This is a genomic window from Mycolicibacterium aromaticivorans JS19b1 = JCM 16368, from assembly GCF_000559085.1.
Classification (GTDB): domain Bacteria; phylum Actinomycetota; class Actinomycetes; order Mycobacteriales; family Mycobacteriaceae; genus Mycobacterium; species Mycobacterium aromaticivorans.
Genome location: NZ_JALN02000001.1, coordinates 4818381 through 4844194 on the forward strand (window position 1 = coordinate 4818381; position 25814 = coordinate 4844194).

Consider the following 25814-nt stretch of genomic DNA (forward strand, 5'->3'; position numbering starts at 1 on the left):
AGTGGTTCTTGGGAAACATGTGGTAGAGGCCGACCTCCGCACCCCCGGGGGGCGGGCGCCAGTGGTAGGAAAGGGGACTGTGACACAAGCCGTCGACGAGGTCGTTGATCTCGTCAGTTCCCTGATCCGGTTCGACACCTCCAACACGGGCGATTTGGCGACCACCAAGGGTGAGGCGGAGTGTGCCCGGTGGGTTGCCGAGCAACTCAGCGCCGTCGGCTACACCTGCGAGTACGTCGAATCCGGCGCGCCGGGCCGCGGCAACGTGTTCGCCCGCCTGGCCGGCGCCGACAGCGGCCGCGGCGCATTACTGATCCACGGCCATCTCGACGTGGTGCCCGCCGAGCCCGCGGACTGGAGTGTGCACCCCTTTTCCGGCGCCGTTGCCGATGGTTACGTGTGGGGCCGCGGTGCGGTCGACATGAAAGACATGTGCGGCATGATGATCGCGGTCGCCAGGCACTTCAAACGAGCCGGCATCGTGCCACCCCGGGATCTGGTGTTCGCGTTCGTCGCCGACGAGGAGCACGGCGGCACCTACGGCGCACAGTGGTTGGTGAACAACCGGCCCGACCTGTTCGAGGGCATCACCGAGGCCATCGGGGAGGTGGGCGGGTTCTCGCTCACCGTTCCGCACAAAGACGGCGGGGAACGCCGGCTCTACCTCATCGAGACCGCGGAGAAGGGGCTGTCCTGGATGCGGCTCACCGCCCGCGGCCGTGCCGGGCACGGCTCGATGGTGCACGACGACAACGCCGTCACCGCGGTCGCCGAGGCGGTTGCCCGTCTCGGGCGGCACCAATTCCCACTGGTGCTCACCGATTCCGTGCAGCAATTCCTCACCGCGGTCGCCGAGGAGACCGGTTACAGCTTCGATCCGGAGTCTCCCGATCTCGACGGCACGATCGCCAAACTCGGCGGCATCTCGCGCATCGTCGGCGCGACCCTGCGTGACACCGCCAACCCCACCATGCTCAAGGCCGGGTACAAGGCCAACGTCATCCCGCAGACGGCCGAGGCGGTCATCGACTGCCGGGTGTTGCCCGGCCGCAAGGAAGCCTTCGAGCGGGAGATCGACGAGCTGATCGGCCCGGACGTCACCCGCGAGTGGGAGCGGGACCTGCCGTCCTACGAGACCACCTTCGACGGTGACCTGGTCGACGCGATGAACGACGCGCTGCTGGCCGTCGACCCGGAGGCCCGCACCGTGCCCTACATGCTCTCCGGCGGGACGGACGCGAAAGCCTTTGCCAGACTGGGTATTCGGTGCTTCGGCTTCATCCCCTTGCGGCTGCCGCCCGAGCTGGACTTCGCGGCGCTGTTCCACGGTGTCGACGAGCGGGTACCCGTGGATGCGCTGCACTTCGGCACCCAGGTGCTCGAACACTTTTTGAAGAACTGTTGACAACCGAAAGGAAGCCCGTCACATGGCATTTCCATACAACCCCTACGAATTCCTGCCCGCGCTGCCGGGTTTCACCCTCACCAGCACCGACTTCGCCGACGGTGAGCCGTGGAAGAACGCTCAGGTCAGCGGCATCATGGGCGCCGGTGGTGAGGATGTCTCGCCGCAACTGAGCTGGTCGGGTTTCCCGGAGGAGACGCGCAGCTTCGCCGTCACGGTCTACGACCCGGACGCTCCGACCGCCTCCGGCTTCTGGCACTGGGCGGTGGCCAACCTCCCGGCGACCGTCACCGACCTGCCGTCCGGCGTCGGTGACGGTTCGGTGCTGCCCGGTGACGCCCTCACACTCGTCAACGACGCCGGCATCCGCCGCTTCCTCGGCGCCGCCCCGCCGCAGGGGCACGGCTACCACCGCTACTACGTCGCCGTGCACGCGGTGAAGGTGGAGAAGCTCGAGCTCACCGAGGACGCCAGCCCGGCCTACCTCGGGTTCAACCTGTTCATGAATTCCATTGCGCGGGCAGTTATTCACGGCACGTACGAGCAGAACTGACCACGTTGGGTTGCATCGGCCGCCAACACGTCACCCGGATCGCAGCGGTCCTGGCGGCCATGCTGATGTCGGGCTGCAGTACATCTGTTGCGGGACTGCCGATGCCGTCGGGGCCACCCTTGGCGCAACCGGCGCCGGTTGCATGGTCGCCGTGTTCCGTCGTCGGTGGCGGTGACAGCTCCCAGGTGCCGGCGGGTGCCCAGTGCGGCGAGATCGAGGTACCCGTCGACTACTCCAAGTCCGGCGGTCCGGTCGCCCATCTGGCAGTGGTTCGCTTTCCGGCCACTGGTCAAAAGATCGGCTCCCTGGTCGTCAACCCCGGTGGTCCCGGGGAGTCGGGGGTCGACGCGGCAATGGATTTGGTGACATCGCTGCCACCGGAGATCCGCCGGCGATTCGACTTTGTGGGTTTCGACCCGCGCGGTGTCGGATCGTCGATTCCGGCGCTGTGGTGTAACTCCGATGCCGACAACGACGCCTACCGCGCCGACCCGCAGGTCGACTACAGCCCCTCGGGCGTCGCGCACATCGATGACGTCGACAAGCAGTACGCCCAGCGCTGCCTTGACAAGATGGGCAAGGACTTCCTGGCCAACGTCGGCACGGTCAACGTGGCCCGCGACCTCGACCGGCTGCGTGCTGCACTCGGTGACGACAAGCTCACCTATCTGGGCTACTCGTACGGAACCGAGATCGGTTCGGCCTACGCCGAGGCCTACCCGGACAAGGTTCGGGCGATGATCCTCGATGGAGCCGTCGACCCGAACGCCGACCCGATCCAGTCCAACCTGGACCAGGATGCCGCCTTCCAGAAGGCGTTCAACGACTATGCCGCCGACTGCGCCAAGAATCCCAAGTGCCCGTTGGGCACCGATCCGGCGAAGGCGGTCGAGGTCTATCACCATCTGGTGGATCCGTTGGTGGCCAAGCCCGTTCACACCGACGATCCTCGTGGGCTGGGTTACAGCGACGCGATCACCGCGACCATCATGGCGCTGTACTCGCCCGGTCTGTGGACGCACCTCACCGACGGGTTGACCGAGCTGTCCACGGGGACGGGTGACACCCTGCTGAATATGGCAGATGCGTACTGGAATCGTGATGGCCACGGCCACTACACCAACTCCAACGACGTTGAAAGAGCGGTCAATTGCGTCGACCAACCGCCGATCACCGACCGGGCGCGAGCGATCGACGAGGACCGGCGGTCGCGGCAGGTCGCGCCGTTCGACAGCTACGGGCAGTTCACCGGCGATGCGCCCCTTGATCCCTGCGCGTTCTGGCCGGTGCCGCCGACCAGCGGCCCGCACACGGTGAGCGCGCCGGGTCTGCCTCCGGTGCTGGTGGTCTCGACGACTCACGACCCGGCGACCCCCTATCAGGCAGGCGTCGAGCTCGCCAAGCAGATGGGCGGTGCCTTGTTGACCTTCAACGGCACGCAACACACGGTGGTGTTCCAGGGGAACACCTGCGTCGACACGTACGCGGCGACGTATCTGACCGATCTCACACTGCCGCCGAAAGGTGCTACATGCTGATCAAGCCGGCAATTCCGGCAGCGGTCGGCGCGGTTTTACTGGTTGCCGGATGTAGTTCTGGCACACCGGTTGCCCCAAGTGTGGCCCCGTCGTCTTCGGCGCCTTCGGCCACATCGGCTGCCGGGCCCTACAGCGCCTACACGCAGAGCTATACGGTTCCGTGGGTCGGGTCACCGGACTTCGCACACCTGACCAGCACGCTCAAAGTCGAGGCGTCGGTCAACGGTGGCGCGGTGTCGCCGTTCACGGTGGACACCGGGTCGGTGGGGGTGGTGGTGCCGGCCTCGGAGGTGCCGAATATTCCTGCCGACTCGCCGCCCGGCAGCCTCACCTACAGTTCGAGTGGGCTGGAGCTGACCGGAGTCTGGGTGACGGCGTCGGTGTCGTTCCCGCAGGCCGTCGACGCCACCGGTGCCGCCGCGGGAGCGCAAGCAGAAGTGCCGGTGCTTGCGGTGACCAGCTCGACATGCCGTGGCGGCGGGGTGAATTCGGGCCGTTGCACGGGGGCGATACCGCACATGCTCGGCGTCGGGTTCGGCCGGGGAAACACCGCCCGTGCCGCGCCGACCCACAATCCGTTCCTGAACCTCGCCGCGATGACGGCGGGGACGATGCGGCGCGGGTACCTGATCGGCCGGCCCGGCCTGTCGCTGGGCCTGACGGCCGCCAATGTCACCGGTGCCTGGACCATGCAGCAGCTGACCAGTGCCGGCACCCCGGCGGAGGGCCCGCACAACGACTGGCTGACCCCGACAGGCGGCTTCCAATCGGGCTCAGGGCCAATGCATTCCGGCAAGGTTCTGGTCGACACCGGTCTGCTGGACATGATCGTGGAGGCCGACGGTCTCCCGGCGAACGGCACCGTGGCCGCCGGCACCGCGATGACGATCACCGTGGGCGATCTGCGCTACAGCTTCGCCGTCGGCGACGGGGGACCGCAGACGCCGACCGAGGTGCACCGCGCGCCCGCCCGAAATGGAACATTCGTGAACACCGGGCTGCGGGCACTGGGCCGCTACGACCTGCTCTACGACGCGGACGGCGGATTCTCGGGGTTGCGCCCGGGGTGAGCCGACCCGACGGCCTCCGCCAGCGACGAGAAGCCGCCGGCGTGCAGACGGGCGGCGATGCCGTCGTGAATCTCCTTGGCCCACAAGCCGCCGCCGTAGATGAATCCAGTGTAGCCCTGCAGCAGGGACGCTCCGGACGTGATGCGCTCCCACGCGTCGTCGGCGGTCTCGATGCCGCCCACACTGATCAGCACCAGATCGCCGCCGACCCGGCTGTACAACCGCCGCAGGATCTCCAGGGACCGGCGCGCCACCGGCGGTCCGGAAATACCGCCCGGCCCCAGCGCGTCGACACCGGGGGTGCGCAGGCCGGCTCGCGAGACCGTGGTGTTGGTGGCCACGATCCCGGCCAGCCCCAGCCCGACGGCCAGGTCGGCGACGGCGTCGACGTCCTCGTCGGACAGGTCCGGCGCGATCTTGACCAGGACGGGGGCCGAGGTCTCAGCCAGCACGGCCGACAGGATCGGGCGCAGCGATTCGACGGCCTGCAGGTCGCGCAGTCCGGGTGTGTTGGGGGAGCTGACGTTGACCACCAGGTAGTCGGCCAGCGGGCCGAGTAGCCGTGCGCTGGCGCGGTAATCGTCGGCGGCCAGCTCGGCCGGAGTGACCTTCGACTTCCCGATGTTGACCCCGATCGGCGAGTCGGGCCGATATCGGGCCAACTGCAGCGCCAACTGCCCGGCGCCGTGGTTGTTGAAGCCCATCCGGTTGAGCAGGGCCCGGTCCTCGGGGAGGCGGAACAGCCGCGGCAACGGATTGCCCGGCTGCGCACTCGCGGTCACGGTGCCGACCTCCGCGTAGCCGAATCCCAGCGCGTCCCAGGTCTTCAGCCCGAGGCCGTCCTTGTCGAACCCGGCGGCCAAGCCCATCGGGCCGGGGAACCGCACCCCGAACACGGTGCTGGCCAGTGCCGGATCGCGGGGTGCGAGCCGGCGGCGTAACGGTCCGCGCGTGGCGTTGGTGGCCGTGACGGCTCGCAGGGAGCCGAACACGAACGTGTGGATGCGTTCGGCCGGCACCAGGAAGAATGCCCGCCGCAGCGCGTCGTACATCACAGCTCGGGCTGATCGGCGGTCTGGCCGTTGACTCGAGACTTCTTGCGTCGCAAGAGGATTCGACGGCTACCGTCGGTATAGAGGCGCACCCGGGTCAACTCCCACCCCCGGTACTCGGCTTCGATCGACAGTCGGGTCGAGGCGCTGACGCGGGTGACGTCGGGCGGCAACCGCAGAGGGATCCACTCGTAGTCGTCGGAGAGTTCGACTTCCCAACTCGCCGGCATCCGGCCGCGGTACGCCGCGCTCACCGGGCGCCCGCCGCATTGCGGATCACCTGCACACCCGCGCCGGCGGCCGACACCACATAGAGCGTGTCGGAATTGTCATCGAAAGCCAGCGAGTTCGGTTGCTGCACGGTCGGGTAACGCACTTTCTCCACAGGAATGCCAGTCGTCAAATCGTAACCAACAACCATGTTCGACGCGGTCTGCGAAACCCAGGCCAGGTGGCGTGACCCGGCCAGGCCGTACGGCGCATCCGGAACCGGGTAGGCCTGTCGCTCGATCAGCGGATCGACACCGAACACCAGCAGCTGGCCACCGCGGGTGTCGGTGACCAGGACTCGGCCCAGCGGGTCGGCCACCATCGTGGTGGCGCCCAGACCGGCGCGCAGGGCCTGCTGGGTGCGGCCGTCGGCGTTTAGTGAGGTCACCGAGGTCTGACCGCGGTCGAGAACCACGGCGTTGTTGCCTTCGGCGACCACGGCGTCCACCCGCGCGAAGATCTTCACCTTCTCGGCGACCGCGGTGTCCGATCCCAGGGTGTAGGCGGTGCCGTCGGCGCTGCCGAGCACCAGCCGACCGTCCGCGCGGCGGGCGATCGCGGTGAAGTCGGTGTCGGTCTCCTCGCTGATCGACACCGGACTGGCCGTGCCCGCGGCCAGGTCGACGGTGACATAGCCACCTCTGGTGGACAGGAAGGCCGAACCCTGGCCGTCGCCGGTGATCGCGGTGGCCGGACCGGGCAGGGTGAGCTCGCGGGGAACGCCGCTGGCGTTGAATATCGTCAGTGTCGCCGCGGACTGGGGGTCGGCACCCGGGGTCAAAACAGCCAGTGACCCGGTGCGTTCGTCGAAGACCGCGGCGTCGGGATTTCCGCCCAGCGGCAAGATCTGACCGGCGGGCCGGGTGGCCGGCGGCGGGGACACCGCGGGAGCGGCCGGCTCGATCGTCGGAGGCGGCGCTGCCAGCGGATTGCTCGAGCAACCGGCCATGACGGTGGCGCACGCCAATAAGATGACGGCTGACCTGCGCAAACCGGCGCGGTTTACGATTTTTGCCAACGGGTAGCCCCCGGTTGTGTTCACGATCGAGCGAACGAATCGCTCACTGTCGATCAGGAAGTCTAGGCGGGCGCAGGCAAGACAAAATCGTCAGATTGTCTTCTCATGTCCCGTAACTCGCGTTATGGTGACTTCATGACGCTGGCCGTGACTCGGGAGTCCGATGGGCGAGAGTTCGCTATCGAGGACATTTCTACTGGTGTGTTCGCCAGCGGTTTCGGCCATCTCGGGGACGGTCGCAGTTTCTCGTTCCAGGTCCATCGCGGGCAACTCCTTGTGGAGGTCTACCACCCCCGGTTGGCCGGTCCCGTGCCGCTGGAGGAGGACGTGGTCGCCACGGCGGCCCGCAGCCTCACCGACTTCGACGTCGACGACGAGCGCAGCCTGACCGCAGCCGTGCGGGACGCGGTCGCGCACGCTGTGCCGGTGGCCCGCCCTTCACGCTGAACCACCTGCTCTATCCAGTACGGTCGGCGACGTGAGCGTCGCGTCGATGTCGTGGTTGCAGGTCGTCGTCCTGTCGATCGTCCAGGGTCTGACCGAGTTCTTGCCGATCTCGTCGTCGAGCCACCTCGCGATCGTGTCGAGGGTTTTCTTCTCCGCCGACGCCGGTGCGTCGTTCACGGCGGTGTCCCAGCTGGGCACCGAAGCCGCCGTGGTCATCTACTTCGCCCGCGACATCTGGCGGATACTCAAGGCCTGGTTCAACGGCCTGTTCGTCAAGGCTCACCGGGACAACATCGATTACCGGATGGGCTGGTACGTCATCATCGGCACGCTGCCGATCGTGGTGATCGGCCTGGCGTTCAAGGAAGCGATCCGCGGTGATGTCCGCAACCTGTGGGTGATCGCCACCGCGATGCTGGTTTTCTCGGCCGTGATCGCCGCTGCGGAGTACCTCGGGAAGCAGACCCGCCATATGGAGCAACTGACCTGGAAGGACGGTCTGACAGTCGGCGTGGCGCAGTGCCTGGCGCTGGTACCGGGGGTGTCCCGGTCCGGTTCGACGATCAGCGCCGGCCTGTTCCTCGGGCTTGACCGTCCGCTCGCGGCGAGATTCGGCTTCCTGCTTGGTATTCCGGCGGTGTTGGCCTCGGGCATCTTCTCGCTTCCCGATGCCTTCCATCCGGTGACCGAAGGGATGAGTGCCTCCGGCCCGCAATTGCTGGTGTCGGTGGTCATCACCTTCGTCGTCGGCTACGTGGCGATCGCCTGGCTGCTGCGCTTCGTCGCCAATCACGCCATGTATTGGTTCGTGGGCTATCGGGTGGTGCTGGCACTCGTCGTGATGGCGCTGCTCGCGTCGGGTGTGGTGGCGGCCTCGTGACCGTCATCCTGCTGCGCCACGGCCGTTCGACGTCCAACACCGCGCACACGCTGGCCGGCCGGACCGAGGGGGTCGAACTCGACGACAAAGGGCGAGACCAGGCCGGCGCTCTCGTCGACCGGGTCAAGGGCCTGCCGATCAAGGCGCTCGTGCGGTCCCCGCTGCTGCGCTGCCGCCTCACTCTGGAACCGCTCGCCGCCGAACTGGAGCTCGAGCCGGTGGTCGACGACCGGCTCGCCGAGGTGGACTACGGCCAGTGGACCGGCCGGGCGCTGAAGGATCTGGTGAAGGAGCCGCTGTGGGCGGTGGTTCAGCAGCAGCCGAGTGCGGCCGTCTTCCCCGATGGTGAGGGGCTGGCGCAGGTTCAGGCCCGCGCGGTGGCCGCGGTACGCGAGCACGACCGCCGCCTTGCTGACGAGCACGGTCACGACGTGCTGTGGATCGCCTGTACGCACGGCGATGTGATCAAGGCTGTCGTCGCGGACGCACTCGGTGCCCATCTGGACAGCTTCCAGCGGATCACCGCCGACCCGGCGTCGATGAGTGTCATCCGCTACACGCCGTTCCGCCCATTTGTCGTGCACGTCAACCACACCGGCGCCGAACTCGCGTCGGCGCTGAGCGCACCGCCGCCTGCTGAGGGCGACAAGGCCGCCGGGGACGCCGTCGTCGGTGGGACCACCGACTGAACCGGCTGCCGCCGATTACGGCTGGCTGCTTCCAGCCGGTATTTTGGACATAACATGGCCCGCGCAATTCACGTCTTCCGCACACCCGACCGTTTCGTCGCCGGGACCGTTGGGCAGCCCGGAAATCGCACCTTCTATCTCCAGGCCGTTCACGACACCCGGGTCATCTCCGTGATCCTGGAGAAACAACAGGTCGCGGTGTTGGCCGAACGTATCGGGGCGCTGCTGGTCGAGATCAACCGCCGGTTCGGCACCCCGCTGCCGCCGGAGAAGGACGTCGACGATCTCAGCCCCCTCGTCACGCCGGTCGACGCGGAGTTCCGGGTCGGCACGATGGGCCTTGGGTGGGACTCCGAGGCGCAGACCGTCGTCGTCGAACTTCTGGCCGTCAGCGACGTCGAATTCGACGCGTCAGTGGTGCTCGACGACGCCGAGGAGGGCCCGGACGCGGTCCGGGTTTTCCTCACGCCCGAGTCGGCCCGCCAGTTTGCCTCCCGCTCGACCCGGGTCATCTCGGCCGGACGTCCGCCCTGCCCATTGTGCGACGAGCCACTGGACCCGGACGGCCACATCTGCGTGCGCACCAACGGATATCGGCGCGGTGCGTTCGGCGAGACCGACGACGACTTCGACTCGTGACAGCCGCCGACGAGGCCTCGGCCCGCGACGCGCTGCGCTGCGGTGAGCTGACCATCCTCGGGCGGATCCGCTCGGCAAGTAATGCCACCTTCCTGTGCGAGGCGACCGGGCCCGCGCAGACCGACCATCCGGTGCACTGCGTCTACAAGCCGGTCGCCGGTGAGCAGCCCCTGTGGGATTTCCCCGACGGCACCCTGGCCGGCCGGGAAGTGGGCTCGTATCTCGTCTCCGCCGCACTCGGCTGGAACATCGTGCCGTACACCATCATTCGGGACGGACCAGCCGGTCCGGGAATGGTGCAGCTGTGGGTCGATCAGCCCGGCGACAGCGACGACGACGAATCCGAAGGACCCGACCTGGTCGACATCTGCCCGCCGGGATCCATTCCGCCGGGCTACCTTTCGGTGCTGCGCGCCTACGACTACGCGGGCAACGACGTCACGCTGGTGCATGCCGACGACACGCGGCTGCGGCGGATGGCGGTGTTCGACGTGATCGTCAACAACGCCGACCGCAAGGGCGGCCACATTCTGGCCGGCATCGACGGCCGGGTGTACGGCGTCGACCACGGGGTGTCGCTGCATGTCCAGGACAAGCTGCGTACCGTGCTCTGGGGCTGGGCCGGAAAGCCGATCGACGACGAGACGCTGGCGGCGATCGCCGGACTCGGGGAGCAGCTGGCCGGCCCGCTCAGCGACCAGCTGCGCGAACACATCACCCCGGCGGAGGTCGCGGCGTTGCGGCGGCGGGTCCGGATACTGGTCGCCGAGCCCGTGATGCCCGCACCCGATCGGCACCGGCCGATTCCCTGGCCGGCCTTCTGAGCCCAGGCCCGCGGGGCGACCGACGGGACCGATCATGATTCGGCGATACTGACTCGATGAGCATGACCGACGCGGCGCTGGCCGCCGACCTCGCCGAGGAGGCGGGCCGGCTGCTGCTGTCGGTGCGTGACGAGGTCGGTTTCGACTTCCCGCCCGCGCTCGGTGACGCCGGCGACGTGCGCGCCAACGCCCTGATTCTGCGCCGGCTGCGCGCCGAGCGCCCCGGTGACGCCGTGCTCTCCGAAGAGGCCTACGACGACCTCAAGCGGCTTCAGGCCGACCGGGTGTGGATCATCGACCCGCTCGACGGCACCCGCGAATTCTCCATGCCCCGCCGCACGGACTGGGCGGTGCACGTGGCCCTCTGGCAGCGCACCGGCGGACCGGACGGCACGATCACCGACGCCGCCGTCGCGCTGCCTGCGATGGGTGAGGTGTATCGCTCGGACACCGTGACCACCCCGCCGCCACCGCCGCCCGGCCCGATTCGGATCACCGCCAGCTCCAACCGCCCGCCCGCGGTGCTGTGGCGGCTGCGGGACCGCCTCGACATCGAGTTTCTGCGGATCGGATCGGCCGGCGCCAAGGCGATGGCGGTGGTGCGCGGAGACGCCGACGCCTACATCCATGCGGGCGGTCAGTGGGAGTGGGACTCGGCCGCACCCGCCGGGGTGGTGCAGGCTGCCGGTCTGCACGCCACCCGCATTGACGGGTCGCCGCTGCGCTACAACCGGCCGGACCCCTACCTGCCCGATCTGCTGATGTGCCGGGCCGAAGTCGCCGACCTGCTACTCGACGCCATGTGGCTCGCGAGTTAGGGAATCAAACATGCCGCCGCGTTGTCTGAAGTAACGCCAGACAGCCGGTCACCACACCACCTGAGAGCGCCGTGAACAGCGAACCCCCTAGAGTCGAGGCCATGCAGTCCTGGTCGGCCGTCGACATTCCACAGCTGCCCGGTCGTGGGCCGGCCCTGCGGTTGTACGACACGGCCGACGGCCAGGTCCGTCCGACATCGCCGGGGGAGACCGCGACGATGTACGTCTGTGGCATCACGCCCTACGACGCGACGCACCTGGGCCACGCCGCGACGTATCTGACGTTCGATCTGGTCTACCGGGTCTGGCTGGACGGCGGCCATCAGGTTCATTACGTGCAGAACATCACCGACGTCGACGACCCGCTCTTCGAACGGGCCAATCGCGACGGGGTGGACTGGCGGGAGCTGGGCGCGCGGGAGATTCAGTTGTTCCGGGAGGACATGGCCGCGTTGCGGGTACTGCCGCCGCGCGACTATGTCGCCGCCACCGACGCGATCGGCGAAGTGGTCGAGGTGGTGGAGAAGATGCTGGCGTCCGGGTCGGCGTATGCCGTCGATGACGACGAGTACCCGGATATCTATTACCGCGCGGATGCCACCACCCAGTTCGGTTATGAGTCGGGCTACGACCGCGACACGATGATGCGGCTGTTCGCCGAACGCGGCGGCGACCCGGATCGGGCGGGCAAGGCCGACCCGCTCGACGCACTGCTCTGGCGCGCCGCCCGCCCGGACGAGCCGAGCTGGCCTGCGCCGTTCGGTCCCGGCCGGCCGGGCTGGCACGTGGAATGTTCGGCGATTGCTCTGAGCCGCATCGGTTTTGGATTCGACGTGCAGGGTGGCGGCAGCGACTTGATATTCCCGCACCACGAGTTCTCCGCCGCGCACGGTGAATGTGTGGTCGGAGAGCGCCGGTTCGCACGGCACTACGTGCACGCGGGGATGATCGGCTGGGACGGGCACAAGATGTCCAAGAGCCGCGGCAATCTGGTGCTGGTGTCCCGGTTGCGCGAGCACGGTGTGGACCCGGCGGCCATCCGGTTGGGCCTGCTGGCGGGGCACTATCGCAGCGACAGGTCGTGGAGCGACGCGGTTCTCGACGATGCCAACGCCCGCCTCCACCGGTGGCGGTCAGCTGCGGCCCTGCCCGCCGGACCGGACGCCGCCGACGTCATCGGACGGCTGCGGCAGTACCTGGCTGACGACCTGGACACTCCCAAAGCCCTTGCCGCCATTGACGGTTGGGTCACCGACGCGCTGGAGTACGGTGGCCACGACGACAGCGCGCCGGCCGCGGTCGCTGCCGCGGTCGACGCGCTGCTGGGCGTGTCGCTCTAGTTCCTACAGGGCGACGGCGCCGTAGCTACCCACCTGCGAGCTGAGGAATCGCAGCTGATCGGTGGCCGACCCGAGGGTCTGGTCGATCGCGGTGAGGCGGGCGGCGTAGTGAGCCACCGGGTATTCGGCGGTCACGCCGATACCGCCATGCATCTGGATCGACTCCTGGGCGATGTGCTTGCCCGACCGTCCGATCTGCAGCTTGGCCCGGGCCGCGACCACCGGGTCCAGCCGGCCGTCGCTGATGCACATCGCCGCGTAGTAGTTCATGCTGCGGGCCAGCTCGAGCGACACGTACATGTCGGCAGCGCGCTGGGTGAGCGTCTGGAACGTCTTGAGCGGCACGCCGAACTGCTTGCGTGCGTTCAAGTACTCGGTGGTCATCCGCAGCGATTCATCCATGGCGCCGACGGCTTCGGCGCACAGGGCCGAGGAGTAGCGGATCAGCGTGTGGTGGATGCGTTCGCTGACATCACCGCCGTCGCCGAGCGGCTGCGCCGGGGCATCGGTGAAGTCGATCTCGGCACCGCGCTGGCCGTCGAAGGTCCGGTAGCCGCGGCGGGTGGTTGCCGCGGCGTCGACGAGGAACGCGCCGATGCCACCGTCGGGCAGGGTCGCGGTGACGACCAGCACGTCGGCGCTGTCGCCGGCCAGCACCGGGTTCTTGCGGCCGGTGATGGTCCAGGAGTCCCCGGTTTTGGTTGCGCGCGTCGACAATTGGTCGAGCCCGCGCAGGCCCTTCTCGGTGTGCGCCAACGCGAGCAGCCGCTCCCCGGCGGCGACCTCGTCGAGCTGGGCGCGCTGACAGTCGCTGCCGAGTTCGGCGATCAGGCCGCCCGGGATCAGCGCGGCCGCGGCGACCGGCTCGGGTGCCAGGCGGCGACCCAGCTCGGTCATCACGACGATGATCTCGATCTGTCCGGATTCTTCGGGCTCGAAACCCAGTCCGAGGATGCCGATCTCGGCCAACTGGCGCCACACGTCGCGGCTCCAGCCCAGCTCGGAGTCGACCGTCTTGTTGCGGGTCTCGATGTCGTAGGTGCGGGAGAACACCTCGCGCGCGGTGTCGCGGAGCAGTTCTTGTTCGTCGGTCAAATCAAAGTTCATGGCTGGCCGGCCCTCACAGTCCCAGGATCGTCGAGGAGATGATGGTGCGCTGGACCTCGTTGCTTCCGCCGTAGATCGAGGTCTTGCGGTAGTTCAGATATTTGGGCGCGGCGTGCTGCGCCCAGAGCGGGGATTCGATCTCGGCGCCGCCGTCGAACGGCAGCGCATCCGGTCCGGCGACCTCAACGGCCAACTCGGTGACGGCCTGCTGCAACTGGCTGCCGCGCAGCTTCAGGATCGACGACGCCGGGTTCGGCTTGCCCGTGCCCTCGTCGCCGCTGACCCGCAGCTGCGTGAGTTCCAGGGCCAGCAGTTCGTTTTCGATCTCGGCGACCTTGGCGGCGAAGAGTGGATCATCGAGCAGGCTCCCCGCGCCGACCTTGGTCTGAGCGGCGTTCTCCTTGACGTCGGCGAGCCACAGTTTGGTGGTGCCGATCCGGGCGATGCCGGTGCGCTCGTTGGACAGCAGGAACTTGGCGTAGCTCCAGCCCTGGTTCTCCTCGCCGACAAGCTGATTGGCGGGCACCCGGACGTCTTCGAAGAACACCTCGTTGACCTCGTAGCTGCCGTCGATCAGCTTGATCGGTCGCAGGGTGATGCCGGGGGTGTTCATCTCGACGAGGATGAAGGAGATGCCTGCCTGTTTCTTCGGGGCATCCGGGTTGGTGCGGGCCAGCACGAATATCCAGTCGGCGTACTGGCCGAGCGTCGTCCAGGTTTTCTGGCCGTTGATGACGTACTCGTCGCCGTCGCGCACCGCGACGGTCCGCAACCCGGCCAGGTCGGAGCCGGCTTCGGGTTCGGAAAAGCCTTGGCACCACCAGATGTCGAGGTTCGCCGTCGGCGGCAGGAAGCGTTCCTTGATCTCCTGCGAGCCGAAGTGCGCGATCACCGGTCCGACCATGCTGGCGTTGAAGGCCAGCGGCTCGGGGACGCACGCCATGCGCATCTCGTCGGCCCAGATCTGGCGCTGCAGCGGGGTCCAGTCCTTACCGCCCCACTCCACCGGCCAGTTGGGCACACCCAACCCGGCCTTGTTGAGGATCCGCTGCGTGGTGATCGCGTCATCGGGGAAGTTCAGGCTGTCCGTGCGCGCCCGTTCGCGGATGTCGGCGGGGACCTGGGTGGTGAAGAACTCGCGGAGTTCGTCGCGGAACTTTGCGTCCTCGTCACTGAGTGCCAGCTTCACGAGCGCAACCTCGATTCTTGTTACTCGGCAGTACCTATTGCTCGATCCATTGCACGGTAGCGCAGCCCTACCAACTGGTCGGCAGGACCACCCCTGACTGACACATTCTCGTCAGCGCCTGGTCACAGTATTCGAACAGGCGTGCGATCAGTTGAGTCTGTGGGTCTGGTCGCCGATCCCGGAGCTAGCCGCGGAAGCCCGGACCCCGCCGGCGCAGGTACCGCTCGAACTCGGCGGCCAGCGCGTCACCGTCGACCTTGGAGAGCGCCTCGTTGACGTCGACCTCGGCGTCGCCGCGCTGTTCCAGGGAGGCCACGTACTCGGCGATCTCCTCGTCCTCGGCGGTCATCTCGGTGACGGCCTGCTCCCACTCCTCGGCCTGCGCGGGCAGGTCGCCCAACGGCACCTCGATGTCGAGCACATCCTCGACGCGCCGTAGCAGTGCGACGGTGGCCTTCGGATTGGGCGGTTGCGACACGTAGTGCGGCACCGCGGCCCAGAACGTCACCGCCGGGATACCGGCCGCCACGCAGGCATCCTGGAACACGCCGGCGATGCCCGTCGGGCCCTCGTAGCGGGTTTCCTCGAGGCCGAAGAACTTCGCGGATTCGGGGGAGTAGGCCGCTCCCGAGACCGGCACGGGGCGGGTGTGCGGGGTGTCGGCCAGCAGCGCGCCGAGGATCACCACGGTGTCCACGTTCAGCTTGTCGGCGATCGCGAGCAGCTCGGCGCAGAACGTGCGCCACCGCATGTTGGGTTCCACCCCGTGCATCAGCACGATGTCGCGGTCCGAGCCCGGCGGGCGGCAGTGCGAGATCTGCATCGACGGCCACACCAGTTCGCGGGTCACACCGTCCACCTGCCGGATCACCGGACGGTTCACCTGGTAGTCGTAATACGCCTCGTCGTCGATCTCGACGATCGTGTCGGCCTCCCAGATCGCGTCCAGGTGCTCGAGCGCGTCGCTGGCGGCGTCGCCGGCGTCGTTCCAGCCCTCGAAAGCCGCGACGATGATCGTGTTCTGCAATTCGGGCAGATCCGGGCCTTTCGCGCCGCTGAAATTCGACGGGGTCACAACTTCAGCCTAAGGGTTGCTCGGCTTCGATGAGCCGTCTCGGACCGACTACCCTGGTGTTGTGGCGTGTGCTATTAGACGCATCATTCGGCACGTGGTTGCGAGCCCGGGCGTCCCCGGTGCGAAATACGTTCGGCTGCAATCTGGTTAACCCCACGGGTTAGGCGTCCAGAAGTCGATTGCGTGACGACGTAGACTTTTCACCGTCGAGAGGCGTTGCAACGGCTACCTGAGGGGCCCGAATCCCCGGATGGCCGCCACGCTCGGCAGAGTCAAGGACGCCTTCCGTCATGGAAGGAACGTACGTGACCGCTCCCGTGAGCTCTGAGTCGAACGGCTTCACGCCGAACATCCGCCCGGACTGCACTGACGCGTTGGCAGCTGCCATGCGCGAGCGGATTCTGGTGATCGACGGCGCAATGGGCACGGCGATTCAGCGCGACCGGCCGGACGAGGCCGGTTATCGCGGCGAGCGGTTCAAGGACTGGCCGAGCGACCTCATCGGCAACAACGACCTGCTCACCCTGACCCAGCCGCACATCATCGAGGGCATCCACCGCGAATACCTGGACGCGGGCGCCGACATCCTGGAGACCAACACGTTCAACGCGAACGCGGTCTCGCTCTCCGATTACGGCATGCAGGAGTTCGCCTACGAGCTCAACTATGCCGGCGCGGCGCTGGCCCGCACGGCCTGCGACGAGTTCAGCACGCCGGACAAGCCCCGCTACGTCGCGGGGGCACTGGGCCCGACGACCCGGACCGCGTCGATCTCCCCGGACGTCAACGACCCCGGCGCCCGCAACGTCTCCTACGACCAGCTGGTCGACGCCTACCTCACCGCCGCCAGGGGCCTCGTCGACGGCGGGGCCGACCTGCTCATCGTCGAAACGATCTTCGACACGCTGAACGCCAAGGCCGCGATCTTCGCCATCGAGACGCTGTTCGAGGAGCGCGGCCGCCGCTGGCCGGTGATCATCTCGGGCACCATCACCGACGCGTCCGGGCGGACGTTGTCCGGTCAGACCACCGAGGCGTTCTGGAACTCGATCCGGCACGCGAAGCCACTCGCGGTCGGCCTCAACTGCGCGCTGGGCGCACCCGAGATGAGGCCCTACCTCGCCGAGATGTCGCGGATCGCGGACACCTTCGTCTCCTGCTATCCGAATGCCGGTCTGCCCAACGCCTTCGGCGAGTACGACGAATCCCCGAAGCGCCAGGCCGGCTACGTCGCCGACTTTGCCGACGCCGGTCTGGTCAACATGGTCGGCGGCTGCTGCGGCACGACGCCGGCGCACATCGCCGAGATCGCCAAGGTCGTCGAGGGCAAGCCACCGCGCGAGGTGCCGGAGATCGAGATAGCCACCCGCCTGTCGGGCCTGGAGCCCCTCAACATCACCGAAGACTCGCTGTTCGTGAACATCGGTGAGCGCACCAACATCACCGGCTCCGCCCGGTTCCGCAACCTCATCAAGGCCGAGGACTACGACACCGCACTGTCGGTCGCCCTGCAGCAGGTCGAGGTCGGTGCACAGGTCATCGACATCAACATGGACGAGGGCATGATCGACGGCGTCGCCGCGATGGACCGGTTCACCAAGCTGATCGCGGCCGAGCCGGACATCAGCCGCGTCCCGGAGATGATCGACTCATCCAAGTGGGAGGTCATCGAGGCCGGTCTGAAGAACGTGCAGGGCAAGCCGATCGTCAACTCGATCTCCATGAAGGAGGGCGAGGAGAAGTTCATTCGCGAGGCGCGGCTGTGCCGCAAGTACGGTGCCGCCGTCGTCGTGATGGCCTTCGACGAGCAGGGGCAGGCCGACAACCTGGAGCGCCGTAAGGAAATCTGCGGGCGCGCGTACCGGATCCTGACCGACGAGGTCGGCTTCCCGGCCGAGGACATCATCTTCGACCCGAACTGCTTCGCGCTGGCGACCGGCATCGAGGAGCACGCGACCTACGGGATCGACTTCATCGAGGCGTGCGCTTGGATCAAGGAGAACCTGCCCGGGGTGCACATCTCCGGCGGCATCTCGAACGTCTCGTTCTCGTTCCGGGGCAACAACCCGGTTCGTGAGGCGATCCACGCGGTGTTCCTGTTCCACGCGATCAAGGCCGGCCTGGACATGGGCATCGTCAACGCCGGGGCGCTGGTGCCCTACGACTCGATCGACCCCGAGCTGCGCGACCGCATCGAGGACGTCGTCCTGAATCGGCGCGAGGATGCGGCCGAGCGCCTGCTGGAGATCGCCGAGCGGTTCAACAGCACGGACAAGGCCGAAGACCCCAAGGCGGCCGAGTGGCGATCTCTGCCGGTCCGCGAGCGGATCACGCACGCTTTGGTCAAGGGCATCGATGCCGACGTCGACGACGACACCGAGGAATTGCGCGCCGAGATCGCCGCCGCGGGCGGTCGGCCGATCGAGGTGATCGAGGGCCCGCTGATGGACGGCATGAACGTCGTCGGTGACCTGTTCGGCTCGGGCAAGATGTTCCTGCCCCAGGTGGTGAAGTCGGCCCGGGTAATGAAGAAGGCCGTGGCGTACCTGCTGCCGTTCATCGAGGCGGAGAAGGCCGAGAACGGCACGGCCGATTCGAAGGACACCAACGGCACGATCGTGATGGCGACCGTGAAGGGCGACGTCCACGACATCGGCAAAAACATTGTCGGAGTCGTGCTGCAGTGCAACAACTTCGAAGTCATCGACCTCGGTGTGATGGTGCCCGCCCAGAAGATCCTGGATGCGGCCAAAGAGCATGACGCCGACATCATCGGGCTGTCCGGCCTGATCACCCCGTCGTTGGACGAGATGTCCAACTTCGCCGTCGAGATGGAACGCGCCGGCTTGGATATTCCGCTGCTGATCGGTGGCGCGACGACCTCGCGGGCCCATACGGCCGTGAAGATCTCACCGCGCCGCAGCGGCCCGGTGGTGTGGGTGAAGGACGCGTCCCGCTCGGTGCCCGTCGCCGCCGCGCTGCTCGACGACAAGCAGCGGCCGGCTCTGCTGGAGGCCACCGAGAAGGACTACGCGTCGCTGCGGGAGCGGCACGCGCAGAAGAACGAGCGGCCGATGCTCACCCTGGAGAAGGCCCGCGCCAACCGCACGCCGATCGAGTGGGACGGCTACACACCGCCGGTGCCCGCCCAAGGCCTCGGCGTGCGGGAGTTTCTCGACTACGACCTCGCCGAGCTGCGCGAGTTCATCGACTGGCAGCCGTTTTTCAACGCCTGGGAGATGAAGGGCCGCTTCCCCGACATCCTGAACAACCCCGCCTCCGGCGAGGCGGCCCGCAAGCTGTACGACGACGCCCAGCGGATGCTCGACACCGCGATCAAGGAGAAGTGGCTGACCGCCAACGGGGTGATCGGCTTCTTCCCGGCGAACGCCGTCGGTGACGACATCGAGGTCTACACCGACGAGACGCGCACCGAGGTGCTGACCACATTGCACAACCTGCGCCAGCAGGGCGAGCACCGCGACGGCATCCCGAATCGGAGTCTCGGTGACTTCGTCGCGCCGAAAGACACCGGGCTGGCGGACTACGTCGGAGCTTTCGCCGTCACGTCAGGACTCGGCGGCGGCGAGAAGATCGCAGAGTTCAAGGCCGCGCTCGACGACTACAGTGCGATCCTGCTGGAGTCGATCGCCGACCGCCTGGCGGAGGCGTTCGCCGAACGCATGCATCAGCGGGTCCGCAAGGAGTTCTGGGGCTACCAGCCCGACGAGCAGCTCGACAACGACGCACTGATCGGCGAGAAGTACGTCGGAATCCGTCCCGCGCCCGGCTATCCAGCCTGCCCTGAGCACACCGAGAAGATGACGCTCTGGGAGCTGATGGACGTCAAGGAGCGCACCGGTATCGAGCTGACCGAGTCGATGGCGATGTGGCCCGGCGCCGCGGTCAGCGGCTGGTACTTCTCGCACCCGCAGTCGCAGTACTTCGTGGTCGGGCGGCTGGCCCAGGATCAGGTTGCCGACTACGCCAGGCGCAAGGGCTGGACCCTGGCCGAGGCCGAGCGCTGGCTGGCGCCGAATCTCGGCTACAACCCGGAGGACTAGGTCCTAGCGCCGGAAGTACAGGCTGCCCCGGAACTGAAGCAACACAGCGACGGTCGCGGTCCAGCCGGTCTGGTGGCTGGCCCCGAGGCCGCGGCCGGAGTCGCCGTCGAAGTACTCGTGGAACGGGATCAGGTCGCGCCAGTGCGGGTCGGTCTGGAAGTACTCGTTGGTCCCGAACACCGCGCGCCGGCCGTTCTCGTCACGGACCAGCAGTCCGGTGAGCTGGCGGGCCAACCGGTCGGCCACCACATGCAGGGTGACCTCGTCGGCCGACCCGGCGGGATCAGGAACGCGGTAGGTATCGCCGAGGAACCGGGCGTAGGAGTTCAGCGCTTGGACGATAAGGAAATTGGTCGGCAGCCAGACAGGGCCGCGCCAGTTCGAGTTCCCGCCGAACATCCGGCTGCGTGATTCGGCAGGCTGATAGTCCACAACGTAGTCGACGCCGTCGACGTGGTAGGTGTACGGGTGGTCCCGGTGGTACCGCGACAGTGACCGGATTCCGTTGGGGGACAGGAACTGCTCAGGGTCGAGGAGCCGTCGCAGGATATGGGTGAGCCGGTCCTCGTGGATGACGCCGATCATCAGATGCGTGCCGTCGCCGCCACTCATCACCAGCTTGACATCGTCGTCGGTGTGCTCGTAAGTCTTGGCCAGCGCTTCGAGGCAGTGCCGCAGGATCGAGGTGACCTCGGTCGCGCTGGTCGGGATGGCGATCGCCGCAAACAGTGGAACGATCGCCTGAATCGAGAACACCTCCAGCGATCTGCTTGTCCCGTCCGGCATTTCGATGACGTCGTGATAGAAGTTCGTGTCGTCGTTCCAGAAGCTGACCCGGTAGGTACCCTTCTCCAGCGAGTTGGCCACCAGCCACGCGTCCCACACCCACCGGCTGAACATGTCGGTATAGCTCGGATCTGTTTGGGACAGTTCGATCGCCATCTCCAACAGATGGAAGACCAGCGCCGCCATCCACGCGGTACCGTCGACCTGGGCGAGCTCGCCGCCGGTGGGAAGCGGCTCGTCGCGGTCGAACACCCCGATGTTGTCCATGCCGAGGAACCCACCGCCGAACACGCCGCGGTTGGTCTCGTCCTTCTGATTCAGCCACCACATCGCGTTGAGGGTGGCTGATCGGTACGCGGTGGCCAGGAAATCGAAATCGCCGACACCGCTGCGGAGCTGATCGAGTTGGTAGACCTGCCACGCCGCCCAGGCATGCACCGGGGGATTGGTGTCACCGAACTTCCATTCGTAGGCCGGGATCTGGCCGTGCGGATGTTGTGCGGTGGAGCCGTGCAGGACGAGTACCTGCGCCTTGGCGAACTCGGGATCGATGAGCGCCATGGCGACACAGTGAAAGGCCAAGTCCCAGGCGGCGAACCACGGGTACTCCCACGCATCGGGCATCAGGATGATAGCGCTGACTGCGAAGTGCTGCCAGTCGTGGTTGCGTGCGCTCCAGCGTTCGCGCGGCGGTGGCGGCTGCTCCGGGTCGCCCTTGAGCCAGCGCCGGACCGCGTAGTTGTAGAACTGTTTGCACCACAGCAGTCCGGCGAAGGCCTGCCGTTGGACCAGCCGTTCGTCGTCGCTCAGGTCCGGTGTCGCGATCGAGCGATAGAACTCGTCGGATTCGCGCTTGCGCTCCGCGAGCACCGCATCGGCGTACTCGGGCGGACGGACGGTATCCGAGCTCGCGAAACGCACCGTGACGGTCAAGCTTTCACCGGGCTGTACGGTGGACGAGACGATAGCGGCGAGCTTGCTGCCCGCGGCGGGGTCGACGGCGCCGGCGATGCCGTCGACCAGGTAGTCGTTGATGCCGTCTTTGGTGGTGGCCGAGGTGTTGGCCGAGGAGAACAGCAGCCGGTTGTTGGTCTCGTTCTCGCAGAAGACCAGTCGCGGAGTGTCTCCGCAGGAGCTGGTGACCGTATACCACCGCTGGCCGAGCTTGGGGTGCCAGGTGCGCGCCGCCCCCTCGCCGCAGGCGGTGATCCGCGGCCTGTCCTGGTCGGGATCCCAGGACCAGGTGTTGCGGTACCACAGCTGCGGCAGCACATGGATCGGCGCCGCGTCCGGTCCGCGGTTGGTCACCGTGATACGGCAGAAGACGTCCTCCGGCCCGTCCTTGGCGTAGGCCACCTCGACGTCGAAATAGCGTTGCTCCAGCCATTGTTGGCGCAACGCTTCGAACAGTTCGTACTCGTCGTCCGCGGGCCCGCGCTGCTGGTTCGTGCGCAGCAGGTCGTCGTAGGGGAATGCGGCCTGCGGGTATTTGTAGACCAGGGACGCATAGGCGTGGGTGGGCAGGTTGTCGGTGTAGAACCAGTAGTCCTTGACGTCCTCGCCGTGGTTGCCTTCCTCGTTGGCCACGCCGTAGGGCCGTTCCTTGAGGATGCGGTCGTGACCGTTCCAAAGAGCGACGCCCAGACAGATGGTCTGCTCGTCATCGCACCAGCCCGCCAGGCCGTCGTCGCTCCAGCGGTATGCCCTGCTGCGCGCGTGGTCGAAGGGAAAGTACGCCCAGGCGTCGCCATCGGCGCTGTAATCCTCTCGCACGCTGCCCCATGCGCGTTCGCTCAGGTAGGTTCCCCAGCGCCGCCAGGGTGCCACGCCGGTCGTGGCCTCGTCGAGACGGGTCTGTTCGGCCGTGCTCACTGGTGGTCAGGCAGCCAGGGCTGACGCCAGGCCGGGTATCCCGCTACCAGTTCGTCAGCTCCCTTCGGTCCCCACGAACCCGGTTGGTAGACCTCGACCGGCGGCGGTGAATCCAGCAGCGGCTCGACGACCCGCCAGGTTTCCTCAACACCGTCTTCCCTGATGAACTGGCTCGAGTCGCCGCGCATGGCGTCTCCGAGCAGTCGCTCGTAAGGTTCGGGGGCGGTGGCCATTTCGTCGGCGAACACCAGGCAGAGGTTGACGGCGCGGGTGGCGTCGGCGCCGGATTCCTTGGCTTGGAGCACGAGGTCGACGCCGGGGTTGGGATCGATCCGGAAGATCAGTTCGTTCTGCTCGTCGATCTCCGGCAGGAACGGCAGTGGAGGCGGTCGCTTGAAGATGACCCGAATCTCGGTTGCCCGCACCGGAAGAGCCTTGCCGGCGCGGATGAAGAACGGCACACCCGACCAGCGCCAGTTGTCGATGTACAACTTCAGCGCCGTGTAGGTCTCGGTCTGCGAGTCGGGCGCGACGCCGTCGATGTCCCGGTAGCCGGCGTACTGACCGCGCACGTAGTGCTTGGGGTCGGCGGGACGGATGGACTTGAACAGCTCGACCCGCTTGTCCCGGAATCCGTCTGGGCCGCCGCTCGATGGTTCGGAGGCGATCAGCCCGATCAGCTGCAGCAGATGGTTCTGTACGACGTCGCGCAATGCCCCGACCGGGTCGTAGAAGTGGCCGCGATCCTCAACGCCGAAGTTCTCGGCCATCGTGATCTGCACGGCCTCGATCCGGTCGCGGTTCCAGAGCGGCTCGATGATCGAGTTGGAGAACCGGATGTAGCGGATGTCCATCGCCGGTTCCTTGCCGAGGAAGTGGTCGATGCGGTAGATCTGCCACTCCTGTAGGTGCGCGCTCAACTGGTCGTTGAGGGCCTTCGCCGACGAAAGGTCGTGTCCGAACGGTTTTTCCACCACCACGCGGGCATTGCCGGTCAGGCCGGCGCCGGCGAGGCCGTCCACCACCCGCCCGAACAGTGACGGCGGGATCTCCAGATAGAACACCGGATAGGTGCGTCCTTTGATGGCGTCCGCCACCTTGGTGTAGGTCGCGGCGTCGGCGAAGTCGCCGGAGACCATCGACAACCGCGCCGCGAATCGGGCGAACACGTCGTCGTCGACCGGTTCGCCGGTGGCCTCGATCGCAGCCCGGGCGTGCTCCCGCAGGGTGTCGGCGGACCAGTCGTCCAGCGCCACCCCGACGATCGGGCACCCGAGCAGGCCGCGCCGCTCCAAGCGGTACAGCGACCGGAACGTCATCTTCCTGGCCAAGTCACCGGTGATGCCGAATATCACCAGAACATCTGCGGCGGATGCGCTTTGAGCGGCCATCACTTCTTCTCCGCGTGGCCGCCGAATTCGCTGCGCATCGCCGAGCAGATCTTGTCGGTGAAGTCGCCCAGCTGCCGGGACTGGAAGCGCTCGTAGAGGGCGGTGGTGATGACCGGGGCGGGGATACCTTCGTCCACTGCGGCGAGCACCGTCCAGCGTCCTTCGCCGGAATCCGATACCCGCCCGGAGAACTGGTCGAGGCCGGGCGAGGCGGCGAACGCGTCTGCGATCAGGTCCACCAGCCAGGATCCGACCACCGATCCGCGGCGCCAGACTTCGGCGACCTCGCCGACGTTGATGTCGTACTGATAGGCCCACGGGTCGCGCAGGGGAGTGGTCTCGGCGTCGACCACCCGATCGACCGTGCCTGCGTTGGCGTGCTTGATGATGCTCAGCCCCTCGGCAATCGCGGCCATCATGCCGTACTCGACACCGTTGTGAACCATCTTCACGAAGTGTCCGGCGCCGTTGGGGCCGCAGTGCAGGTACCCCTCGGGGGCGGTTCCGGTGGCATCCGCCGGCCGGCTCGGGGTGGGTTCGGCCGTACCGATCCCGGGCGCGATGGTCTTGAAAATCGGATCGAGCCGATCGACCACCTCGGTCTCTCCGCCGATCATCAGGCAGTAGCCGCGGTCGAGCCCCCAGACGCCTCCGCTGGTGCCGCAATCGACGTAATGCAGACCACTTTCGGCGAGCTTCTGCGCCCGGGTGATGTCGTCGCGGTAGTACGAGTTACCGCCGTCGATCACTGTGTCGCCGGACGACAGCAGCGGAACCAGAGCGTCGAGTGTCGAGTCGACGATCGCGGCGGGCAGCATCAGCCAGATCGCGCGCGGACCGTCGAGTTGTGTGACGAATTCTTCGAGGCTGGCCGCTGCGGTGGCGCCCTCGCCTTCCAGCTCGCTGACCGCGGCGGGGTTCACGTCATACACCACGCACGTGTGTCCACCGCGCATCAACCGGCGAACCAGGTTCGCGCCCATTCGTCCCAAACCAACCATGCCGAGTTGCATGACGCCCACCCTAGTGATCCGTCGCAGCAAACTCGCCGGATTCGAGGTCATGGCCTGGTACATGGCACAATCGTGGGCGTGCGAGCGGTGTTATGGGACATGGACGGCACTCTCGTCGACTCCGAAAAGCTCTGGGACGTCGCGATCAACGAGCTGTACACCCGCCACGGCCGGGTGTTGTCACCGGAGGTCCGCGACGCCACAGTGGGCGGCTCGGCCGACGGGGTGATCCGGATCGTGTTCGCCGACCTCGGTCTGGACCCGCACCCGGGGCACATGGCCGAGGTCGCGGACTGGATGCACGAGTACGTCGGAGAATTGTTTTCGACCGGCCTGCCGTGGTGTCCGGGCGCCCGGGAACTACTCGACGCGCTACGCGCCGCTGACGTGCCGATGGCGCTGGTGACCAACACTCGTCGGGGCCTGACCGAGAATGCGTTGAACAGCATTGGCAGGCATTATTTTTCGGCCACCGTATGCGGCGATGAGGTGCCCGAAGGCAAGCCCGCCCCGGACATTTACCTGCGCGCGGCCGAGCTCCTCGGGTTTGCCGCAGGTGAGTGTCTGGCGATCGAGGACTCGGTCACCGGCACCGCTGCCGCCGAAGACGCCGGCTGCCCGGTGCTTGTGGTGCCCAACGAGATCTACGTGCCGGCCGCCCCTGGCCGACAGCACGTTTCGTCGCTCGTCGGGTTGGGCATCCCGCAGCTGCGGCAGATCTACACGGACCTGCGGCTCGGGCTCGGCGAGCGCTCAGCGTGAACGGCTGACCGA

Annotated in this window: 22 protein-coding genes; 13 read left to right on the forward strand and 9 right to left on the reverse strand. The window is 67.2% G+C overall.

Annotated features, from left to right (window positions below):
• Positions 1–79: 79 nt before the first annotated feature.
• The 4 genes from Y900_RS22990 to Y900_RS23005 are packed head-to-tail and all read left to right on the forward strand — an operon-like array spanning position 80 to position 4566.
• Positions 80–1405, forward strand: coding sequence for a M20/M25/M40 family metallo-hydrolase (locus Y900_RS22990; protein WP_192827541.1), 1326 nt, complete (start codon positions 80–82; stop codon positions 1403–1405).
• A gap of 22 nt (positions 1406–1427) precedes the next feature.
• Positions 1428–1958: a YbhB/YbcL family Raf kinase inhibitor-like protein gene (locus tag Y900_RS22995; RefSeq protein ID WP_036344700.1), complete on the forward strand. Its 531-nt coding sequence runs from the start codon at positions 1428–1430 to the stop codon at positions 1956–1958.
• A gap of 59 nt (positions 1959–2017) precedes the next feature.
• Positions 2018–3496 (forward strand): alpha/beta hydrolase, encoded by a 1479-nt coding sequence (locus Y900_RS23000; RefSeq protein WP_051660458.1) that lies wholly within the window; start codon positions 2018–2020, stop codon positions 3494–3496.
• Complete coding sequence (locus tag Y900_RS23005; RefSeq protein WP_131536250.1) at positions 3490–4566, forward strand: hypothetical protein; 1077 nt, start codon at positions 3490–3492, stop codon at positions 4564–4566. Before Y900_RS23000 ends, Y900_RS23005 begins: the two co-directional genes overlap by 7 nt.
• On the opposite strand, the gene Y900_RS23010 is transcribed toward Y900_RS23005, so the two are convergent.
• Genes Y900_RS23010 through Y900_RS23020 form a run of 3 tightly spaced genes read right to left on the reverse strand, consistent with a single transcriptional unit; the run spans position 4524 to position 6837 of the window.
• Positions 4524–5618, reverse strand: coding sequence for a quinone-dependent dihydroorotate dehydrogenase (locus tag Y900_RS23010; RefSeq protein WP_051660213.1), 1095 nt, complete (start codon positions 5616–5618; stop codon positions 4524–4526). The genes Y900_RS23005 and Y900_RS23010 overlap by 43 nt on opposite strands.
• A complete protein-coding gene (locus Y900_RS23015; RefSeq protein WP_036344702.1) occupies positions 5618–5872 on the reverse strand; it encodes a DUF5703 family protein in 255 nt (84 codons plus the stop codon). The genes Y900_RS23010 and Y900_RS23015 overlap by 1 nt, the downstream gene beginning before the upstream one ends.
• On the reverse strand, positions 5869–6837 hold the full coding sequence (locus tag Y900_RS23020; RefSeq protein ID WP_237752628.1) for a YncE family protein: 969 nt from the start codon (positions 6835–6837) through the stop codon (positions 5869–5871). The genes Y900_RS23015 and Y900_RS23020 overlap by 4 nt, the downstream gene beginning before the upstream one ends.
• Before the next feature lie 204 nt (positions 6838–7041).
• Here Y900_RS23020 and Y900_RS23025 point away from each other — a divergent pair, with 204 nt between their 5' ends.
• The 7 genes from Y900_RS23025 to mshC all read left to right on the forward strand — a co-directional run bounded on the left by Y900_RS23025 (position 7042) and on the right by mshC (position 12543).
• Positions 7042–7353, forward strand: a complete 312-nt coding sequence (locus Y900_RS23025; RefSeq protein WP_036347603.1) for a hypothetical protein — start codon at positions 7042–7044, stop codon at positions 7351–7353.
• A gap of 46 nt (positions 7354–7399) precedes the next feature.
• Positions 7400–8233: an undecaprenyl-diphosphate phosphatase gene (locus tag Y900_RS23030; RefSeq protein WP_036347604.1), complete on the forward strand. Its 834-nt coding sequence runs from the start codon at positions 7400–7402 to the stop codon at positions 8231–8233.
• Positions 8230–8922, forward strand: a complete 693-nt coding sequence (locus Y900_RS23035) for a histidine phosphatase family protein (protein WP_036344703.1) — start codon at positions 8230–8232, stop codon at positions 8920–8922. Before Y900_RS23030 ends, Y900_RS23035 begins: the two co-directional genes overlap by 4 nt.
• A 54-nt stretch (positions 8923–8976) precedes the next feature.
• Complete coding sequence (locus Y900_RS23040; RefSeq protein ID WP_036344704.1) at positions 8977–9561, forward strand: Rv2134c family protein; 585 nt, start codon at positions 8977–8979, stop codon at positions 9559–9561.
• A complete protein-coding gene (locus tag Y900_RS23045) occupies positions 9558–10385 on the forward strand; it encodes an Rv2133c family protein (protein WP_036344705.1) in 828 nt (275 codons plus the stop codon). Before Y900_RS23040 ends, Y900_RS23045 begins: the two co-directional genes overlap by 4 nt.
• A gap of 56 nt (positions 10386–10441) precedes the next feature.
• Positions 10442–11203 (forward strand): 3'(2'),5'-bisphosphate nucleotidase CysQ, encoded by a 762-nt coding sequence (locus Y900_RS23050; RefSeq protein WP_036344706.1) that lies wholly within the window; start codon positions 10442–10444, stop codon positions 11201–11203.
• A gap of 101 nt (positions 11204–11304) precedes the next feature.
• Complete coding sequence (gene mshC / locus Y900_RS23055) at positions 11305–12543, forward strand: cysteine--1-D-myo-inosityl 2-amino-2-deoxy-alpha-D-glucopyranoside ligase (protein WP_036344707.1); 1239 nt, start codon at positions 11305–11307, stop codon at positions 12541–12543.
• 3 nt (positions 12544–12546) lie between these two features.
• Here mshC and Y900_RS23060 read toward each other — a convergent pair whose 3' ends face one another.
• From Y900_RS23060 to Y900_RS23070, 3 genes are all read right to left on the reverse strand, one after another.
• Positions 12547–13650: an acyl-CoA dehydrogenase family protein gene (locus tag Y900_RS23060; RefSeq protein ID WP_036344708.1), complete on the reverse strand. Its 1104-nt coding sequence runs from the start codon at positions 13648–13650 to the stop codon at positions 12547–12549.
• Between the two features lie 13 nt (positions 13651–13663).
• Positions 13664–14839, reverse strand: a complete 1176-nt coding sequence (locus Y900_RS23065; RefSeq protein ID WP_036344709.1) for an acyl-CoA dehydrogenase family protein — start codon at positions 14837–14839, stop codon at positions 13664–13666.
• Positions 14840–15023: 184 nt separating this feature from the next.
• Positions 15024–15914, reverse strand: coding sequence for a PAC2 family protein (locus Y900_RS23070; RefSeq protein WP_036344710.1), 891 nt, complete (start codon positions 15912–15914; stop codon positions 15024–15026).
• 290 nt (positions 15915–16204) lie between these two features.
• Between Y900_RS23070 and metH the strand changes: the two genes are divergently transcribed.
• The gene (gene metH, locus Y900_RS23075) at positions 16205–19978 is read left to right on the forward strand and encodes a methionine synthase (RefSeq protein ID WP_036344711.1); all 3774 of its coding nucleotides are present in this window, start codon (positions 16205–16207) and stop codon (positions 19976–19978) included.
• A 3-nt stretch (positions 19979–19981) separates the two neighbouring features.
• Here metH and Y900_RS23080 read toward each other — a convergent pair whose 3' ends face one another.
• The 3 genes from Y900_RS23080 to gnd are packed head-to-tail and all read right to left on the reverse strand — an operon-like array spanning position 19982 to position 25040.
• Positions 19982–22636 carry an MGH1-like glycoside hydrolase domain-containing protein gene (locus Y900_RS23080; RefSeq protein WP_036344712.1) on the reverse strand — a complete coding sequence of 885 codons (2655 nt, stop codon included), beginning with the start codon at positions 22634–22636 and terminating at the stop codon, positions 19982–19984.
• Positions 22633–24027: a glucose-6-phosphate dehydrogenase gene (zwf, locus tag Y900_RS23085; RefSeq protein WP_036344713.1), complete on the reverse strand. Its 1395-nt coding sequence runs from the start codon at positions 24025–24027 to the stop codon at positions 22633–22635. The genes Y900_RS23080 and zwf overlap by 4 nt, the downstream gene beginning before the upstream one ends.
• Positions 24027–25040 carry a phosphogluconate dehydrogenase (NAD(+)-dependent, decarboxylating) gene (gene gnd, locus Y900_RS23090; protein ID WP_036347607.1) on the reverse strand — a complete coding sequence of 338 codons (1014 nt, stop codon included), beginning with the start codon at positions 25038–25040 and terminating at the stop codon, positions 24027–24029. The genes zwf and gnd overlap by 1 nt, the downstream gene beginning before the upstream one ends.
• A gap of 78 nt (positions 25041–25118) precedes the next feature.
• Here gnd and Y900_RS23095 point away from each other — a divergent pair, with 78 nt between their 5' ends.
• Positions 25119–25802, forward strand: a complete 684-nt coding sequence (locus Y900_RS23095; protein ID WP_036344714.1) for an HAD family hydrolase — start codon at positions 25119–25121, stop codon at positions 25800–25802.
• Positions 25803–25814: the final 12 nt, after the last annotated feature.